Consider the following 17017-nt stretch of genomic DNA (forward strand, 5'->3'; position numbering starts at 1 on the left):
GTGTCAGCCGAGCCAGTCGAGGGTCAGCAACAGACGGCGTTCACCGGGTGCCGGTTGCGGCGAACGATGGATCAGGCCGAAGCCTTCATTGCCGTGCCATTTTTCGCCTTTGAGCAGCGCGACGTCGCCGCTGTTGAGCTGACGAATCGACGCTGGATCTTGCGGTTCGGCATTGGCCTGGCCAAGTTGCAGGCGATCCATCGCGCCCTCCTCGAGCCATTGGCTGCCGATGCCAGCGTAAGTAGTGATCAAGCGCACCGGCACGTGATCGACGTAAAAACGCGGACACATGGCCTTGTCCAGCACACGCAAACGCACGCCGATACGCCGCGCACCGAGCAGGCAGGCGAAGGCACTGATCAGCCATTTAAGATCGCTCATGAAACCTTCGAAACCTTGCAGATCACGCAGCCCTGCAGCCAGACCGGCGAGATCCGGTTCGGCATCTTCGTCGGGCAATTCCAGACACAGCGACTCGGCCAAGGGCTCGTTGAGCGACAGCACCAATTGCGCAAAATCGGCAATGTGCACGGGCAGCTGACGTTGCCAGACGGCCAGATTGGTCTGGTCTTCCAGGATTCGCGTCAACGTTTCCGGTGTCAGCCCTTGGTGATGACGGGTAAGAAGCGGCTGATCTTTGAGTGCGAGCATCAGGCGGCCTCTTCGTGCCAAGGACCGAATGGATCAGGCAGCAAGCGCCAGCCTTCTACACTCATGGCCATTTCTTCGTCGGTCAGCAGACAGGCATCGAGTTCGGCGGAGAGCTGTAGGAAATCTATGTTCTGACCGATGAAAACCAGCTCCTGGCGGCAATCTCCTACGCTTGGAATCCAGTTTCCCATGATCGCCTGGACACTTTCCTGATCCTGCGGCCATTGATTCTTTGGCACAAAACGCCACCAGCGACCGGCGAATCCATGCCGCATCAAGCCACCAGCCTGCGACCAGCTACCGGCATCGGTGGGTTTGCTGGCCAGCCAGAAGAAGCCTTTGGAGCGCAGCAGCTTGCCGTTCAGCCAAGGCCGATCGATGAAGCTGAAGAAGCGTTGCGGGTGAAATGGCCGGCGCGCGCGGTAGGCCGTCGAGGCGATGCCGTATTCCTGTGTCTCCGGGACGTGCTCACCGCGCAATTCCTGTAGCCATCCGGGCGCTTGTGCGGCCTGATCGAAATCGAAACGACCGGTGTTGAGGATTTTCTCCAGGGGGATTTCGCCCATCACCATTGGAATGATTTCAGCCTGGGCATTGAGGCGCTTGAGGATGGCGGTGAGTTCTTCACGCTCGTGCTGGCTGATCAGGTCGATTTTGCTGATCAGCAGGACGTCGGCGAACTCGATCTGCTCGATCAACAGATCGGTGATGGAGCGCTCGTCTTCTTCACCGAGAATCTCGCCGCGAGAGGCAAGGCTTTCGGCCGCCTGGTAATCGAGCAGGAAATTCACACCGTCGACCACGGTGACCATGGTATCCAGGCAAGCAATGTCGGCGAGGCTTTGCCCCTGTTCATCGCGGAAGGTGAAGGTTTCAGCAACCGGAAGCGGTTCGGAAATGCCGGTGGATTCGATCAGCAGGTAATCGAAACGATCCTCGCGAGCGAGTTTGCTGACTTCTTCCAGTAAATCTTCACGTAACGTACAGCAGATACAGCCATTGCTCATTTCGATGAGTTTTTCCTCAGCGCGGTTCAGGCTGACATCGCGCTGGACTTCACTGCCATCGATGTTGATCTCGCTCATATCGTTGATGATCACCGCAACGCGCAAGCCGTCTCGGTTACGTAGTACGTAATTCAAAAGTGTACTTTTTCCCGCGCCGAGAAATCCTGAAAGTACGGTCACGGGCAATTTGGCTGACATTGGATAATCCTCATAAATGGCAGCCAATTTGCGCTTTGAGGTGCGCTTGGCGTGTTGCGCTTCATTTAACCGGGTCAAAGAAGGCATACGATTGTGATCGGCAGCTCAGGCTGGTTGCGATTTATGTTATAGTATAACAACTTGGTTTTGCCAGTCCGGCAGAGGAGATTTCGCAAATTGCTGCACCGCCGATCGTGGAAACTCGCAATGAACAAGGGGTTGAAATGCCTGCTTTTGAGCTTTGCCATGTCGCTGGCCAGCCAAGCACAGGCGCACATGCCGGGGCCGGCGCACTGTACGCGCAGCGCTAATCTGCTGGCATGCGTGGACGCCGACGGCAATGCCTATAGCGTCAATACGGTAGGCACCACGCTTTACCTGCGCGGATTCGAGAAGGACGGCCATCGCTATTGGGCGCAGACCAACAGCCGCTTCGGCCAATTAACCTTTTTTACCGGTATTGCCTCCGATGGCGAGGCTTGGGTTGGCTACACCCGTCGTGTCGGCTGGACAACCATCAACCGCTTCTCCAGCTCGGGCGGTAGCAGCGCAAGGTTCACTTGCAGCCGGATGACGGGCTGCTAGTGAAAACCTTTTCATGAAAAAAGCGTCGCTGAATGGATTGTTATAATGTAACGTTAAAAGAGATCAACACGACGGTCTCAACCATGAATGCTCTTACTCTCCCGGATATCGCCGCCCAATCTGCACGCTTGGCACTGCCCCTCGACTGGGTAGGCATGCGTGGGATTGCTCTGCCCGTTTTGCTTGAAGGCCAACGCCTCAGCGCCAGAGTCGACGCTGGTGTGAGTCTGGACGATGGTGAAGCACGTGGTATTCACATGTCGCGCTTGTATCTGGCACTCGAAACCCTCGAACAGCGAAGCCTTTCTCCCGCTTTGCTGCATCAGGTACTCAAGTGTTTTCTGACAAGGCATCAAGGTCTATCCGCCTGCGCGCATCTGAATATTCACACCGAATTGTTGCTGAAACGACCCGCGTTGGTCAGCCCCTTGGCCGGCTGGAAATCCTATCCGGCGTCCATTTCAGCGAGCCTGAAACAGCAAATGTTCCACGTGGAACTAAAAATTGAACTGCCCTATTCCTCGACGTGCCCATGCTCCGCAGCCTTGGCAAGGCAATTGATCCAGCAGCAATTCGTCGACGATTTCGCCAACAAGGCTCTGCAACACGCAGATGTTTTGGCATGGCTTGGCTCAACCAAAGGGATCGTAGCCACTCCGCACAGCCAGCGCAGCTATGCGCAACTGCACCTGCATCTCGACGATTTCATCGACGAGCTACCGCTGACCGCGATCATCAATGACGCTGAAGCAGCCCTCGGCACCGCCGTGCAGACCGCAGTAAAGCGACCCGACGAGCAAGCATTCGCTCTCGCCAATGGGCAGAACCTGATGTTCTGTGAAGACGCCGCGCGCCGCCTCAACCTGGCACTGCAACGCACACCCGGCATCAACCAATTCCACATCCGCGTGATCCATGCCGAAAGCCTGCATGCCCATGACGCCGTCGCCGAAAGCAGCTGGCGACGGGAGCAAAAATGATCCGCTGCCAATCCTTGGTCTGGGGCGCACCCGGCCAACCGCTGACGACGCCTCTGAGTCTTGAGTTCGAAAGCGCCAGCCTGACCGCAATCATCGGCGCCAACGGCTGCGGCAAAAGCAGTCTGCTGAAAGTCATCGCCGGTTTGCAGAAGCCCTTGGCCGGCAAGGTGGAAATGGCTGTTCCACGCCAAAGCGGAATTTCCTTTCTGCCGCAACAGCAGCATTTGGATCGGCAGTTTCCAATCAGCCTCGAAGAGCTCATCGCCGCAGGTTTCTGGGGCCGTAGACTCTCGACACAGCTGCGCACGCAGCGACTGAAACACGCATTGGAAGACTGGCATTTGAGTGGACTCGAACAGCGCCCGTTGATGGCCCTGTCCGGCGGTGAGCTACAACGTGCCCTGCTAGCGCGACTGAGCCTTGCTGACGCCCCGGTGCTGTTGCTGGACGAACCGCACGCCGCACTCGACGAACTCGGCCAGCAATTGCTCTGGCAGCACATTCACCACTGGCACGCCGAGGGCCGGACACTGCTTGTGGTCTGCCATGACCTGGCGGCTGTCCGCCAACACATTCCGCATACCCTGCTGATCAAAAACGGCCACTGCGTGTACGGCACCAGTCGGGAACTAATCCAGCCGACAGCGCACATGCAGGTCGCCTGATGCTCGCCACCGTCAGCCATTTCTGGCAGCCGTTCAGCGAGTTTGTGTTCATGCGCCGTGCCTTGCTCGGCGGCCTGGTGCTGGCATGCAGCACGGCGCCCTTGGGTGTTTTTCTGATACTCAGGCGTATGAGTTTGATCGGTGACGCTGTCGCCCACGGCATCCTTCCTGGCGCTGCTTTGGGATTCTGGTTTGCCGGTTTGAGCCTTCCCGCACTCACCCTCGGTGGCTTGGGAGCCGGGCTGAGCATGGCCGGACTCGCGGCCTGGATCACCCGGCGAACGGGGTTGCGAGAAGATGCCAGCCTCGCCGCGATCTATCCGATCTCACTGGCCAGCGGCGTTTTGATCCTTGGCATCGCCGGCAAGCGCCTCGACCTTCTGCACTTGCTGTTCGGTTCGGCGCTAGCCGTGGATGGACCGACGCTGACCGGCATGCTGTGGGTCTCGGCGGTCAGCCTCATGGCGATGGCGGCGATCTACAAACCTCTGCTGCTGGACACACTGGACCCATTGTTCTTGCGCACGGTCAGTCGTCTCGGGCCACTGGCTCATGGGGTGTTCCTGACTCTGGTCGTGCTGAATCTGGTGATCGGCTTTCAGGCCATCGGCGCACTGATGGTAGTCGGGCTGATGATGCTTCCGGCTGCCGCGTCGAGATTCTGGAGTCGTCGTCTGCCGATACTGATTGCCGTCGCCGCCGTCATGGGCTGCGTGTCTGTGTGGCTCGGCTTGCTGCTGTCGTTCTACTACTCGCTGCCCAGCGGCCCGGCCATCGTGCTGGTTGCGGGGGTCGGCTATCTGCTGTCGGTGGTGTTGGGACCGGTTCACGGTTTGCTGCGCCGCCCGCCTTTACTCACATCCCAATGAGGTGTTTCCCGATGCGCGCTCTACTCGTGCTGTTCAGCCTGATGCTGTCGATGTCCTTGTCGGCCGCCGAAAAATTGCCGGTGGTCACCAGCTTCAGCATCCTCGCCGACATGGTTCATCAGGTCGGCGGCGAGCACGTTCAGATCACCAACATGGTCGGCGCGGATGCCGATGCGCACACCTACGAGCCGACCCCGGATGACGCCAAGGCGCTGCTCAAAGCCAAAGTGATCATCAAGAACGGCCTCGGTTTCGAACCTTGGCTGGATCGCCTGGTGACCAGCACCGACAGCAAGGCAACGGTGATCAGTGCCAGTCGCGGGGTGATTCCACGTTCGCTCGATGAAGACGGCGAGACCGTTGCGGATCCGCACGCCTGGCACAATCTGGCGAACGCCGAGTTGTACGTCGCCAACATTACCAAGGCGCTGATCGCCGCCGACCCGGGCAACAAGGCTGACTACGAGCGCAACAGCCAGACCTACCTCAAGCAGATCTATGCCCTGCTCGCCGAAGCCAAAAACAAACTCGGCGCGCTGCCGCCGGGCAATCGCAAGATCGTCACCAGCCACGATGCCTTTGGCTATCTGGGTCAGGCTTATGGCATCGACTTTATCGCGCCACAGGGTTTATCCACCGAACGCGAACCCTCCGCCGCCGAAGTCGCTGCGCTGATCACGCAGATTCGCCAGGCCAAGGTCAAAGCGGTGTTCATGGAAAACATCAAGGACGCGCGCCTGCTCAAGCAGATCGCGGATGAAAGCGGCGCGCACATTGGCGGCACGCTGTACTCGGATGCACTGGCGGCGAGCGGACCGGCGAGCACCTTTACCGGGCTGTTCGAATACAACCTCAATACGCTGTACAAGGCGTTGAGTCAGCCATGACTTGAGGTGCACTTGCGATCTATTCGCGAGCAGGCTCGCTCCCACAGTTGGAATGGCTTCCAACTGTGGGCGTCGCAGAGGGTTTAAGCGCGGGGTTTTACCGTGCCGCAATCCTGACCCAGCCACACCGCACGGGTTTCCAGGCTGCCCTTCTGGTTGATGCCGATGGCGTTGAAGGTGCCATTGGCAACGGTGGTGAATTCGCGGTCACTGAGGAATGTCGCCACACCGGTGCCTTGGGCTTTCGGGCAGCTGAAGCGGAATTTCCACTGGTTGCCGGTGCGCTCGGTGATCTGCTGCTTGCAGCCCGATTGCGGGTCGGCCAGCGGGATGTCGTTGGTCGCCACCTGCTGCGGCGTCAGGCAGGCGCGGATGCCCTTCCCGCCGATGTTGATGCCGTTCTTCTCCAGCGCCGCGCGCTGCTGCGGGGTGATCTGGCCCTGGATCTGGCCAAGGATCGATTGCACATCCATGGCCTGATCATCGACCTTCAGATTGCTCGAAGACATTTCCCACAACCCAGGCTGCAGCATTTGCGCCTGCGCAACCACCGGTAATGCCAAACCCAGGCCCAGCGCCAAACCCAGCAGACGAACGTTCATCGAGTAACTCCTGATCAGTTGTGGCCGTTAGACGCCGGCCGATTGTGTCGGTTCATGCGCCGATTAAATAGAGACATTCGCCGCAGAACATGGTCTGTTAAGCATTGCATCTCACGGAGCAAGGCTGCCCCATGGATTTTTTCGGACCGCACATTTTCGGTTATCTGATCGCCCTGTTGCACACACTCGGTTCGATCGCTGCAATCCATGCGGTGCTCACCGTGCGCACAGCGCAAGGCTCGATCGCCTGGGCATTGTCGCTGATCTTCATTCCCTACTTCACGCTTATTCCGTATCTGGTATTTGGTCGCAGTACCTTCGATGGCTACATCAAGGCGCGGCGCCAGGCCAACGAGCAGATGCGCCTGGCCATTTCCGAACTGAACTGGCGTCCATGGGTGGAGGAAGCCTTGACCGCTCGCGCTTCGAGTGCCTACGCCTCATTGCGCGCGATGCCGAAACTGGGACGCATGCCGTGCCTGGCGAACAACGAGGTGCAACTGCTGGTGAACGGCACTGCGACCTTCGATGCGATTTTCCAGGCGATCGCACAAGCGAAAGAAGCCGTGCTGATCCAGTTCTTCATCATTCACGACGATCGGCTAGGCCAGCGCTTGCGTGATTTGCTTTTGCGGAAAGCCGCCGAAGGCGTGTCAATTCATTTGCTCTACGACCGCATCGGCAGCCATGCCCTGCCCCATCATTACGTGCAGGCGCTGCGTGATGCCGGCGTCGAGGTCAAAGCCTTTGCCACGCGCAGCGGCTGGCTCAACCGCTTTCAGGTCAACTTCCGCAACCACCGCAAAATCGTTGTGGTTGATGGCATAGTCGGCTTTGTCGGCGGGCATAACGTCGGCGATGAATACATGGGTGAGAAGCCACCATTGGCGCCGTGGCGTGACACCCACGTCAAAGTCCGCGGGCCGGTGGTGGCCTGCATGCAGGAATCGTTCGCCGAAGATTGGTTCTGGGCTGCTCGTACTCTGCCGCCGTTGATCCTTCCAGATGCGTATCCGGAGGATGGCGTGCTTTGCCAATTGCTCGCCAGCGGCCCAGCGGATGCCTACGAAACCTGCTCGCTGTTTTTCGTCGAAGCCATTCACGCAGCAACGCAACGCGTATGGATCACCAGCCCTTACTTTGTCCCGGACGAAGCGGTATTTGCCGCCCTAAGGCTGGCAGTGTTGCGCGGTGTTGATGTGCGCCTGCTGTTGCCGTCGCGGCCTGATCATCGCATCGTCTATGCCGCCTCCAGCCTGTATGCCTTCGAGGCGGTGCGTGCCGGCGTGCGGGTGTTCCGCTATCGACCGGGTTTTCTGCACCAGAAAGTGGTGTTGATCGACAGCGAGATCAGCGCCATCGGCAGCGCCAACCTGGATAATCGCTCGTTCCGCCTGAATTTCGAAGTGATGTTGCTGACCGTCGACAGTGAGTTCGCCGCCGCCGTGGAACACATGCTCAATGACGATTTCGCCCAGGCCGATGAGGTGGCCAAAGAAGAAAGCCGGGAAATCCACCGCCTGCAACAGGTCGGCATGCGGATCGCCCGGCTGATTTCGCCGATACTCTGAGCGCCCCGTTTCACGGGTGGTAGATATCGTCGCGGGTCCAGGGCAGTTCGTGGCTGCCATCCGGATGCGCTTTCACGGCGAGGATCTGATGCAGGTTGATCCAGCCCCGCGCGAAGGCATAAGCGCAACCGGCCAGATACAGGCGCCAGATTCGCAGTGCCTGCTCAGGCACCAGTTGCGCCGCCGTTTCGAGATTGTCTTCCAATCGTTCGCTCCAGTGATCGAGCGTGCGCGCGTAATGCAGACGCAGGCTTTCGACATCGACGATCTCCAGCCCCGCGTCACTGATCTCGGTAGAGATCATCGCCAGATGCGGTAGCTCGCCGTTGGGGAACACATATTTTTCTATGAAGTCGCCAGCGCCGCGTCCAACCGGGCGGCCATCGGTGTGCTTGGCGGTGATGCCATGATTCATTACCAATCCACCCTCCTTCACCGCACCGAACAGAGTTGCGCAGTACTCGGCGAGATTGGCATGGCCAACGTGTTCGAACATGCCGACGCTGACAACCTTGTCGAAGCGGCCGTCCTGCGGCAGATCGCGATAGTCGAGCAATTGCAGTTCGACCTGATCTTCCAGACCCTCGGCCTTGACCCGCTCCTGCGCCAGCGCCAACTGTTCCTTGCTCAAAGTAATACCGAACACCTTTACGCCGAACTCTCGCGCCGCATACCGCGCCAGACCGCCCCAACCGCAGCCGACATCCAGCAAATACTCGCCCGGCTGCAAGCGCAGCTTGCGGCACAGATGGCGGAATTTGGCTTGCTGCGCCTGTTCGAGGGTTTCGCTACCGGTTTCGAAATAGGCACAGGAATACGCCATGTCGCTATCCAGCCAGAGCTGGTAGAACGCATTCGACAGGTCGTAGTGATAGGAAATGGCTTTGGCGTCGGTGTCTTTGTCGTGGTGCGCACGCACCGGCTGACTCTCTTCGTCTTCGTCGAGCAGCGCATTGCTCAATTCATCGCAAACCCGGATGACCTCGCTGATCGAGCCCTCCAGTTCCAGCTTGCCTTCGACGAACGCCGCACCCAGTGCATCCAGGCTTGGGTGGGTGAATTGAGTAACCATCTGCGGGTCCTTGACGACGATGGTTACGCTGGGCGTCGGGCCCAGATTGAACTCATGGCCGTCCCAGAGTCGCAGGCGAAGCGGTAGCTGCAGATTCTGTAAGGCCGGTGGAAGTTGCGCGAGCATGGAAAATCCCCCCTTGTTTCAGACGTCTGATCTGAGGGTAGACCAACCTGGAAAAATAGCAGGCTATCGATTCGATCGGCCTTGTCTATCGTGATCGGCACATCGGCTGAACGCCACAGACGGCGCGCCTTACGATAGATGACTGCCTGGGCACACGGCGGTTCGATGAATTTTCTTTCATTTATCCCGAGGGTCGAGCCTGAGCAATGGCTCCTGAAAGCGCAGCAAACGTCCGGCGTTGCCCAACACCAACAGGGTACTCAGGTTATGCAGCAGCGCCGCGATCATCGCCCCGGCCGCACCAAGCCAGCCGAACGCCGCGAAGACCACGATGGCCAGCGTCCAGCCGAGGCCGATAATCACGTTGACCTGCAAAGTACGCCGGCACTGACGACTCAGGCGCACGCAAGTACCGAGGCGACGCAGATCGCTGCCGATCAACACGATATCGGCTGACGCCAGAGCAATGTCGGCCCCGCCAGCGCCCATCGCCACGCCGACCACGCCGGCTTTGAGCGCGAGTGAATCGTTGATACCGTCGCCTACCACCATCGGACGAAAGCCGTGATCGATTTCCTTGAGCACGCGATTGAGTTTGTCCTCCGGGAGCGCTTGCGCCTGCACTTCATTCAGCCCGACTTCCTGCGCCAGGGTTCGGGCCACACTCTGACGATCACCGGTCAACAGGAGTTGGCGTCCCAGCCCCAATTCGCGTAACTCGTTCAAGGCAAAGCCCGCCTCCGGTTTGATGCTGTCGGCGAGCAAAAGCCAGGCGAGGAATTCACCGTTCAAAGCCAGGCCGGCAATCGGGCCATCGTGTTCAGGAACGAGGGTCGTTGTGATGCCCAGTTGCGCGAACAACTCTGGACGACCGAGCGCAGCTTCGCCCTTCTCTGTCGTCGCCACTACGCCCAGGCCTTGGCGCTCATGGATGTTGGTCAGAGGCCAATAGGCTTCCTGATCGGCCATCCCGGCGAGTGCCCGGCTCACCGGATGACTGCTCGCCGCGCCGAGACTGGCGGCCAGTGTCTGCACTTCGGCGGTGTCCGCATCCGGGCTGTCGATCGACTGCAAACGCAAGGTGCCGTAAGTCAGCGTGCCGGTCTTGTCGACCACCAGCGAGGTCAGATCGGCGAGTTCTTCGAGGAACGCCGAGCTGCGAATCAGGATCCCGTGACGCGCGGCGACGGCGACACCGGCAATCGCCGTGGCCGGCGCCGACAGCACCAACGCACACGGACACGCCGCCACCAACACCGCGAGCATCGCCTGGGAATCATGGGTGACGAACCAGGTCACCGCCGCCAGCAACAAGACCAGCACCATGTAGCTGCCGGCATAGCGTTCGAGCAATCGCGTGATCGGCGGTTTCGAGCGCTCGGCGTTTTGCATCAGGGCGATGACTTTGCCCAAGGTGGATTCGTCGCCGGTGCGAGTGACTTCGACGCGCAGCAATCCATCGAGGTTGATCGCGCCGCCGAACACCAGCATGCCGACGCCCGCTTCCACCGGAACCGACTCACCGGTAATCGACGCGGTATCAAGGCTTGCCTGCCCCGATAAGACCCGACCGTCCGCCGGCACCCGATCACCGGCCCGCACCTCGACAACATCGCCAGCGCTGAGCGTGCCGTTGTCCACTTCGATGATCGAACCATCTGCTTGCAGCTTGCGCGCATGGCTGCGGGTCAACTGGCCAAGCGCATTGATCGCTTCCTGGGAGCCGATCACGCTGCGCTCCTCAAGCACATGGCCGAAGATCATGATGATCGGCAACAACGCCGCAGTGAGCAGATCACCGGTCGCCCAGGCACCGAGCATGGCCAGCGCGATCAACTGATCGGTGATGCCGTGCAGGCTTGGGTAACGCAGGCTGTACCACGCCGAACGCATCACCGGAACCGCTACCAGCAACGAGGCGAAACCGAGCAGCAACTGGCTGACACCGATTTGCTCCGGGAGTATCCAGCGCCAGACCAGCCCCAGACCCAGCAGCCCGAGCGCAAGCATCGCCAGGGTCAATTGGCGCGCGGCGCGACGTTGTTCGGCGGAGGACAACAGGCTTGGAGCAGCGGTGGTCGCCGTCATTGACTGGCTCCTTGAATGATCAACCGGGAATCGTCTTTCGGGTTGACGGTGGTGACCGACCCGGCCTGACCGAGGATCTTCGGTATGCGCTCGCGATACAGACGCAGGAGCATTTGCGGGTCGGCAGACGTGGCCAGACTCGAGACGGTTGCGGTATCGGCCGAGGCTTTGGCAAGACGCTCCCCTGCCTGCGCGTGAGCCACCTGGAGCGTGCGGTCTGCCTGTTCGTTGGCGGACTGGGCAAGTTTCTCGGCATCGGTGCGCGCGTTAGCCACTGCTTTGTCAGCCTGCTGACTGGCGGTCAGCACCGCATTGAAGGCACTGACCGCTGGCTCCGGCAGGCTCGATTGCACATCGACTCGCGACACTTCGATACCGATGCCCTGCCCGCTCGCCTTCAGTTCAGCGAGACGCGCGTTGATGCCTTGCACCAGATCACCGCGCAATCGCTCACGGCGCTCGGCTGCCTGATTGTCGGCGCCGATCAATTCCGGGCGAGCGACCAGAATGGTGTCGAGGTCTCGCGCGGCGGTCAGTGCCACGGCGCTGCGCGTCACTAGCCGATCGAGTGCTGGCAGCACATGTTCGCCCTGTAACACGAACGCATAGGGATCCGAGACTTGGTAAAACACCCGCACGTCCAGTTGCACTACGCCGGCGTCACCGGTCAATAAATAACCAGATCCGGCGAGTGCATCGCTTAATGGCGTGGCGAAGGATGCCACCCGGTCTGCCTTGAGCGCTTCGTCACTGCGTAACAGATTTTCCACTCGGCGCTCGATCACCCGATCCGCCGCTGGCAGCAGAATCACCTGTTCAAAAGGTTGCGGCCATGCCCATAACAGTCCGGCATTCTGAACGCGATCCAGCGCGCCGAAGTGCAGCACCACGGCGCGGTTTTGCGGATCAATCTGCCGGACATTCGAGAACGCCCATGCTAGCGCCGCCAACACGGTGATCGCATACAGGGCGATGAAGGTCAGACGTCCCGCCTGAATCCACGGACTGTTCAATGCATGTGTTCCACGTGGAACTTCTTCGCTCATGGCTGCGATCCGACTTTGTTGTCGAGCGTCGGTGGGCCGTCGACCAATACACGGAACGGCGCAGCATCGGTGCGCAGAATCAATTTGGTATCCGGCGTGACGATGGTGCCGAGGGTGTCGAGCGAGCGCAGCAGGTTGTAAAGCTGTGGCGAGCCGGCGTAGGCGCGCCCATAAATCTGCGCAGCCTCGACTCGCGATTGCGCTTCAATGTCAGCGGCTTTCACCATTGCATCAGCCTGGACGATCCGCGCATCGCGCTCGGCGGCGGCACGGATTTGCGCCGCTTCGCGTTTGCCAACAGCCGTGCGTTCGGTAGCAATGGTTTCACGCTCGGCACGCATGCGGTCGACCGTGGCGCTAAGCGTGACCGATGGCAAAGTCAAACGCTCGACACCCACCTGCACAACGCGCACGCCATATGTAGCGAGCAACTGTTGCTCGATCTGCTGACGCAACTGCGTTTCAAAATCGCCGATGCGCACTTGTTTGGCATCAATGTTGACCAGATTGGCCAGATCGAAACTGCTGGCCGTGGTCTCCAGCGCTGAGCCGACAAAAGTGCGAATCTGCCGCGCCGCTTCGTCCGGCTGATTCTGCACGGCACGCATGAAACGCTGCACGTGTTCAGGATCACCCTGCACCTGCCACGCCACGTAGGCCTGAACGATGATGCGCAAACCGTCCTTGGTGCCGACGTCCTGCAAACCACTTGAGGTGGTACGCAGGCGCAGGTCCACCGGGATCGCCGCTTCGAACGGAGCCGGCCAGCGCCAATTCAACCCGGGATCAAGCAATACCCGCGAAGGATTACCGAAACGGGTGATGACCGTGGCTTCACCGGAGCGCACTTGCACCAGACTCGCGGCAGCGATGGCAAACGCCACCAGCAACGCAGCCCAGCCTATACGCCGCCACGGAAATGGTCCGACTTCTGGCACCTCGCCGTGATGGTGGTGATGACCATGATGATGGTGATGCCCGCCGTGGCCATGGTCGTGGCCGCTGTGGTCGTGAACGTCATGAACAGGCGACTGGCTCAATGGGTGGCTCCTGGTTGAGCGGTGGTACGGGCGGGCGACGGATCAGTCGGCAGTGTGAAAGTACGCAGATCGATGGTTGGCGCATTTGCGCTGCCGCCGAGTCGATGATCGAGTATCAGCAACCTGGCTTTACTCATGCCCTGACTGAGCTGGCTGAGATATTGCTCCAGCACGAAAGCCTGGCCAGCACTGACGAAGGCTTTCTGTTCGGCGCTGAATTTCAGGTCGGCGGTTTGCGCAGCGGCGTTGATCTCCCGCGCGTTTGCCATTGCCTGATCCCGCGCCGTACTCGCCTGCAACTGCGCCTCGTTAGTGGCCTGCGCAGCCGCCCCGCGTTCGCGAGCGATCAACGCCTGCGCGCCGATCTGCGCCGCTTGCACACTGTGGTAGGCATTCGCCGCGCCGGCCGGTGGATGAATCGCTTCGACGACTGTGGCGAGGATTTCCACGCCACTGTTCAATCTGTTCAGATCGCTTTGCACTGCGCGACCGATTTCCTCGGCCAGCCCTGCCCTGTCGTCGCCGAGCAGACCGTCGAGGGTGCGCGAGGCAAAATCGTGAACCAGGATGCGGCTGGCGGTGCTGCGAATCAGCGTCGGTACATCGGCACTGTTGTAGGTCGCAGCAAGTGCCGCTTCGTCGTTCAAACCGATGCGATAAACGAAGCGCACGTCCATGTTGACGATTTGCAGGCCCTGTTGCGCGCCGCGGCTGCTGGCGATGACCTGGGATTTGTCGTTGACGTGGCTGGCGTCCCACAAACGGTTGGCGGTCAGCGGCGCCGGGCCTTCAGCGGAGTCGGACTGCACGGCGATTGGCTTGTCGCCGACGCTGGTTGCCAGTTCATGGACCATGCCGTTTTCAACGGAGATCACACGTCCCAATGGCCAAGGCAAGCCGCTATGCAGACCCGGGCCGAAAACCTGTACCGGTTTACCGAAGCGCTCGTAGATGCCGCGACCTTGCAGGGGAATTTCATGTACCCCTGTCAGCAGCCAACCGCTAAGGGCGACCACTGCCAACACCGGCAACAACGCCCGGCGCATGTAACTGAAGGCCCAGATCTGGCGCAGATCGATGCCGAACCGATTGTGCATTTCATGCTGCAGCGCCAGCCACGGCTGCGGCGGCCAGCGCAGCATATCGGCGATAAAACTGCGCGCGAGCAGGGTCGGTTCCAGTTGTTCACGCCGCGGGCTGAAGACAGACAGTAACGCGCGCAACAGCAGTTCGCCGGCAACCAACATTGGCAGGACTGCGCTGAGCACCGCCACGCGTACCGGCCAGACTGCGCTTTCGCTGGCAAACAACAGACACACCGCACCGATCAACAGGGTGGTGACCACCACCCGGGTCAGTTGCGCCAGCGCAGCCGCTTCCGGCCATTGCGCCGGCGGTTCCTGCGCCATTTGCCGCTCCAGCACCAGCAGGGCAAACGCCAGCAACAACGCCAATGCCGCACCGATGCTCGCCGACAGCCCCAAGGCCGCCGCAGGCAACGTGAGATTCCACACCTGCTCACTACCAAGCAGAACCAGCAACGCCCAGCCGCCGAGCCACAACGTCGGCGCACCGATTTGTCCAAGCAGATGGCGGCTCTGCTGACTCAATCGCTCCAGCAGCCTTTCGTACCAGCCCTCGGCTGCGGCTCCCTTCTCCACGACGGTCGATTGCGAAGCGGGCGGATGCATCACCCGCGCGCGCCATCGCGTCACCCACCACGCCGATTGCAGACCGGCGACCAGCACCAGCAACGCTGCGCCCTGATTGATCAACAACGGCAACCACAGGGACTGCGGCGCAAACAGGCCGACGAAAAACGCCAGCACCCAGCCCGACACAGCCACTGCGCCGAGCCCATACGCCAACCGACGCAATTTGCGTGACTGCGCGGCTGCCTGCTGAAAGCGCGGCAGCCCATTGACTGGCGTGGCGTCCAACTCAAGATCGACTTGCATAACACCCCGAAAATGTCGGCTCAGCGTTCATAGCGTTACGATATAACGCAAACTGTGAAATATTCGTACACAATTACGCTTATTCAAGGATGCCGCAGCTGTCGCTTGCCTGAAGCCTTGACCGAAATGTCCGGCGAAGCTCATATTACGCGCATAATTTTTATCGCGACTAATCTTGGCTATTCCCATCGAGCAATCTGGAGCAAGCGCATGAGCAACTATGACGTGGTAATTCTGGGCGGTGGCCCCGGCGGTTATAACGCGGCGATCCGCGCGGGCCAGCTCGGGCTCAAGGCCGCTTGCGTCGAAGGACGTGCAACCCTCGGCGGCACCTGTCTGAACGTCGGTTGCATGCCGTCCAAAGCCTTGCTGCACGCGTCGGAGCTGTACGCCGCTGCGGTGGGCACGGAGTTCGCCAATCTCGGCATCGAGGTCGAACCGAAGCTGAACCTTGCGCAGATGATGAAACAGAAGGACGAAAGCGTCGCCGGCCTGACCAAGGGCATCGAGTTTCTGTTTCGCAAGAACAAAGTCGACTGGATCAAGGGTTGGGGTCACATCGACGGCCCGGGCAAAGTCTCCGTGACCGACGATCAGGGCAACAAGAGCGAGCTCAGCGCCAAGGACATCATCATTGCCACCGGCTCCGAACCCACTCCCCTGCCCGGCGTCGAGATCGACAACCAGCGCATCCTCGATTCCACCGGCGCGCTGTCGTTGAGTGAAGTGCCTAAACATCTGGTAGTGATTGGTGCCGGGGTGATCGGCCTGGAGCTGGGTTCGGTATGGCGCCGACTCGGCGCGCAGGTCACCGTGGTCGAATACCTTGATCGCATCTGCCCCGGCGTCGATGGCGAGGCCGGCAAGACCTTGCAGCGCGCGCTGAGCAAGCAAGGCATTGCCTTCAAACTGAGCTCGAAGGTCACCAGCGCTACCAGCTCAGCTACAGGCGTGCAGCTGAGCGTCGAGCCTGCCGCCGGTGGCACGGCTGAGCTGATCGAAGCCGACTATGTGCTGGTGGCCATCGGGCGCCGGCCGTACACCCAGGGCCTGGGGCTGGAGAACGTCGGCCTCAGTACCGACAAACGCGGCATGCTCGCCAACAAGCAACATCGCACCGAAGCCGCCGGGGTCTGGGTGATCGGCGACGTCACGTCCGGGCCGATGCTCGCGCACAAGGCAGAAGACGAGGCCATGGCCTGCGTCGAGCAGATCCACGGCAAGGCTGGCGAGGTCAATTACGCGCTGATCCCCAACGTCATCTATACCCAACCGGAGCTGGCCAGCGTCGGCCAGACCGAAGAACAGCTCAAGGCCGAGGGCCGTGCATACAAGGTCGGCAAGTTTCCCTTCACTGCCAACAGCCGGGCGAAGATCAATCACGAGACAGAAGGCTTCGCCAAAGTCCTCGCCGACGAGCGCACGGACGAAGTCCTCGGCGTGCACCTGGTCGGGCCGAGCGTGAGCGAGATGATCGGCGAGTTTTGTGTAGCGATGGAGTTCAGCGCCTCGGCCGAGGATATTGCCCTGACCTGCCATCCGCACCCGACGCGTTCAGAAGCGTTGCGTCAGGCAGCGATGAATGTCGAGGGGATGGCGACGCAGATGTAGGTTCCAAACCTTGCCGCCGTCTTCGCGAGCAGGCTCGCTCCCACTTTGGAATTCGTTCCCC

The 17017-nt window shown here is 60.3% G+C and carries 15 protein-coding genes; 7 read left to right on the forward strand and 8 right to left on the reverse strand.

Going from position 1 to position 17017, the window contains the following annotated elements; translation table 11 throughout:
- Positions 1-3: 3 nt before the first annotated feature.
- The gene (locus tag F8N49_RS02755) at positions 4-651 is read right to left on the reverse strand and encodes a DUF1826 domain-containing protein (RefSeq protein ID WP_151550732.1); all 648 of its coding nucleotides are present in this window, start codon (positions 649-651) and stop codon (positions 4-6) included.
- Positions 651-1856: a zinc metallochaperone GTPase ZigA gene (gene zigA, locus F8N49_RS02760; protein ID WP_071171364.1), complete on the reverse strand. Its 1206-nt coding sequence runs from the start codon at positions 1854-1856 to the stop codon at positions 651-653. Before zigA ends, F8N49_RS02755 begins: the two co-directional genes overlap by 1 nt.
- Positions 1857-2063: 207 nt before the next feature.
- On the opposite strand from zigA, the gene F8N49_RS02765 reads away from it, so the two are divergent.
- From F8N49_RS02765 to F8N49_RS02785, 5 genes are all read left to right on the forward strand, one after another.
- Positions 2064-2441, forward strand: coding sequence for a glutamine synthetase (locus F8N49_RS02765; protein ID WP_122748244.1), 378 nt, complete (start codon positions 2064-2066; stop codon positions 2439-2441).
- Positions 2442-2524: 83 nt separating this feature from the next.
- Positions 2525-3421, forward strand: a complete 897-nt coding sequence (gene folE2 / locus F8N49_RS02770) for a GTP cyclohydrolase FolE2 (RefSeq protein WP_151550733.1) — start codon at positions 2525-2527, stop codon at positions 3419-3421.
- Positions 3418-4086, forward strand: a complete 669-nt coding sequence (locus F8N49_RS02775) for a metal ABC transporter ATP-binding protein (protein WP_151550734.1) — start codon at positions 3418-3420, stop codon at positions 4084-4086. The genes folE2 and F8N49_RS02775 overlap by 4 nt, the downstream gene beginning before the upstream one ends.
- Complete coding sequence (locus tag F8N49_RS02780) at positions 4086-4955, forward strand: metal ABC transporter permease (protein WP_073470854.1); 870 nt, start codon at positions 4086-4088, stop codon at positions 4953-4955. The genes F8N49_RS02775 and F8N49_RS02780 overlap by 1 nt, the downstream gene beginning before the upstream one ends.
- Positions 4956-4966: 11 nt before the next feature.
- Complete coding sequence (locus F8N49_RS02785; protein WP_073470853.1) at positions 4967-5842, forward strand: metal ABC transporter substrate-binding protein; 876 nt, start codon at positions 4967-4969, stop codon at positions 5840-5842.
- A gap of 83 nt (positions 5843-5925) precedes the next feature.
- On the opposite strand, the gene F8N49_RS02790 is transcribed toward F8N49_RS02785, so the two are convergent.
- Complete coding sequence (locus tag F8N49_RS02790; protein WP_016772436.1) at positions 5926-6444, reverse strand: DUF3617 domain-containing protein; 519 nt, start codon at positions 6442-6444, stop codon at positions 5926-5928.
- Positions 6445-6575: 131 nt separating this feature from the next.
- Here F8N49_RS02790 and cls point away from each other — a divergent pair, with 131 nt between their 5' ends.
- Positions 6576-8015, forward strand: a complete 1440-nt coding sequence (cls, locus tag F8N49_RS02795) for a cardiolipin synthase (protein WP_151550735.1) — start codon at positions 6576-6578, stop codon at positions 8013-8015.
- 10 nt (positions 8016-8025) lie between these two features.
- Here cls and cfaB read toward each other — a convergent pair whose 3' ends face one another.
- The 5 genes from cfaB to hflK (F8N49_RS02820) form a co-directional block, all read right to left on the reverse strand.
- Positions 8026-9213, reverse strand: coding sequence for a C17 cyclopropane fatty acid synthase CfaB (gene cfaB / locus F8N49_RS02800; RefSeq protein ID WP_071171358.1), 1188 nt, complete (start codon positions 9211-9213; stop codon positions 8026-8028).
- A 177-nt stretch (positions 9214-9390) separates the two neighbouring features.
- Positions 9391-11301, reverse strand: a complete 1911-nt coding sequence (locus F8N49_RS02805; protein WP_151550736.1) for a cation-translocating P-type ATPase — start codon at positions 11299-11301, stop codon at positions 9391-9393.
- Positions 11298-12347 carry a protease modulator HflK gene (gene hflK, locus F8N49_RS02810; protein WP_151550737.1) on the reverse strand — a complete coding sequence of 350 codons (1050 nt, stop codon included), beginning with the start codon at positions 12345-12347 and terminating at the stop codon, positions 11298-11300. The genes F8N49_RS02805 and hflK (F8N49_RS02810) overlap by 4 nt, the downstream gene beginning before the upstream one ends.
- Positions 12344-13387, reverse strand: a complete 1044-nt coding sequence (hflC, locus tag F8N49_RS02815) for a protease modulator HflC (RefSeq protein ID WP_151550738.1) — start codon at positions 13385-13387, stop codon at positions 12344-12346. Before hflC ends, hflK (F8N49_RS02810) begins: the two co-directional genes overlap by 4 nt.
- Positions 13384-15345 carry a protease modulator HflK gene (hflK, locus tag F8N49_RS02820; protein WP_151550739.1) on the reverse strand — a complete coding sequence of 654 codons (1962 nt, stop codon included), beginning with the start codon at positions 15343-15345 and terminating at the stop codon, positions 13384-13386. The genes hflC and hflK (F8N49_RS02820) overlap by 4 nt, the downstream gene beginning before the upstream one ends.
- A 210-nt stretch (positions 15346-15555) precedes the next feature.
- On the opposite strand from hflK (F8N49_RS02820), the gene lpdA reads away from it, so the two are divergent.
- On the forward strand, positions 15556-16956 hold the full coding sequence (gene lpdA / locus F8N49_RS02825; RefSeq protein WP_151550740.1) for a dihydrolipoyl dehydrogenase: 1401 nt from the start codon (positions 15556-15558) through the stop codon (positions 16954-16956).
- The last annotated feature ends 61 nt before the right edge of the window (positions 16957-17017 follow it).

This window comes from Pseudomonas sp. GXM4 (assembly GCF_008923895.1).
In the GTDB taxonomy this organism is placed as follows: Bacteria; Pseudomonadota; Gammaproteobacteria; order Pseudomonadales; family Pseudomonadaceae; genus Aquipseudomonas; species Aquipseudomonas atacamensis.

What these genes read in the sequence shown, in the direction of transcription:
- F8N49_RS02755 (WP_151550732.1), bottom strand. Translation starts at nt 651, where the DNA reads ATGCTCGCACTCAAAGATCAGCCGCTTCTTACCCGTCATCACCAAGGG.
- zigA (WP_071171364.1), bottom strand. Translation starts at nt 1,856, where the DNA reads ATGTCAGCCAAATTGCCCGTGACCGTACTTTCAGGATTTCTCGGCGCG.
- F8N49_RS02765 (WP_122748244.1), top strand. Translation starts at nt 2,064, where the DNA reads ATGAACAAGGGGTTGAAATGCCTGCTTTTGAGCTTTGCCATGTCGCTG.
- folE2 (WP_151550733.1), top strand. Translation starts at nt 2,525, where the DNA reads ATGAATGCTCTTACTCTCCCGGATATCGCCGCCCAATCTGCACGCTTG.
- F8N49_RS02775 (WP_151550734.1), top strand. Translation starts at nt 3,418, where the DNA reads ATGATCCGCTGCCAATCCTTGGTCTGGGGCGCACCCGGCCAACCGCTG.
- F8N49_RS02780 (WP_073470854.1), top strand. Translation starts at nt 4,086, where the DNA reads ATGCTCGCCACCGTCAGCCATTTCTGGCAGCCGTTCAGCGAGTTTGTG.
- F8N49_RS02785 (WP_073470853.1), top strand. Translation starts at nt 4,967, where the DNA reads ATGCGCGCTCTACTCGTGCTGTTCAGCCTGATGCTGTCGATGTCCTTG.
- F8N49_RS02790 (WP_016772436.1), bottom strand. Translation starts at nt 6,444, where the DNA reads ATGAACGTTCGTCTGCTGGGTTTGGCGCTGGGCCTGGGTTTGGCATTA.
- cls (WP_151550735.1), top strand. Translation starts at nt 6,576, where the DNA reads ATGGATTTTTTCGGACCGCACATTTTCGGTTATCTGATCGCCCTGTTG.
- cfaB (WP_071171358.1), bottom strand. Translation starts at nt 9,213, where the DNA reads ATGCTCGCGCAACTTCCACCGGCCTTACAGAATCTGCAGCTACCGCTT.
- F8N49_RS02805 (WP_151550736.1), bottom strand. Translation starts at nt 11,301, where the DNA reads ATGACGGCGACCACCGCTGCTCCAAGCCTGTTGTCCTCCGCCGAACAA.
- hflK (WP_151550737.1), bottom strand. Translation starts at nt 12,347, where the DNA reads ATGAGCGAAGAAGTTCCACGTGGAACACATGCATTGAACAGTCCGTGG.
- hflK (WP_151550739.1), bottom strand. Translation starts at nt 15,345, where the DNA reads ATGCAAGTCGATCTTGAGTTGGACGCCACGCCAGTCAATGGGCTGCCG.
- lpdA (WP_151550740.1), top strand. Translation starts at nt 15,556, where the DNA reads ATGAGCAACTATGACGTGGTAATTCTGGGCGGTGGCCCCGGCGGTTAT.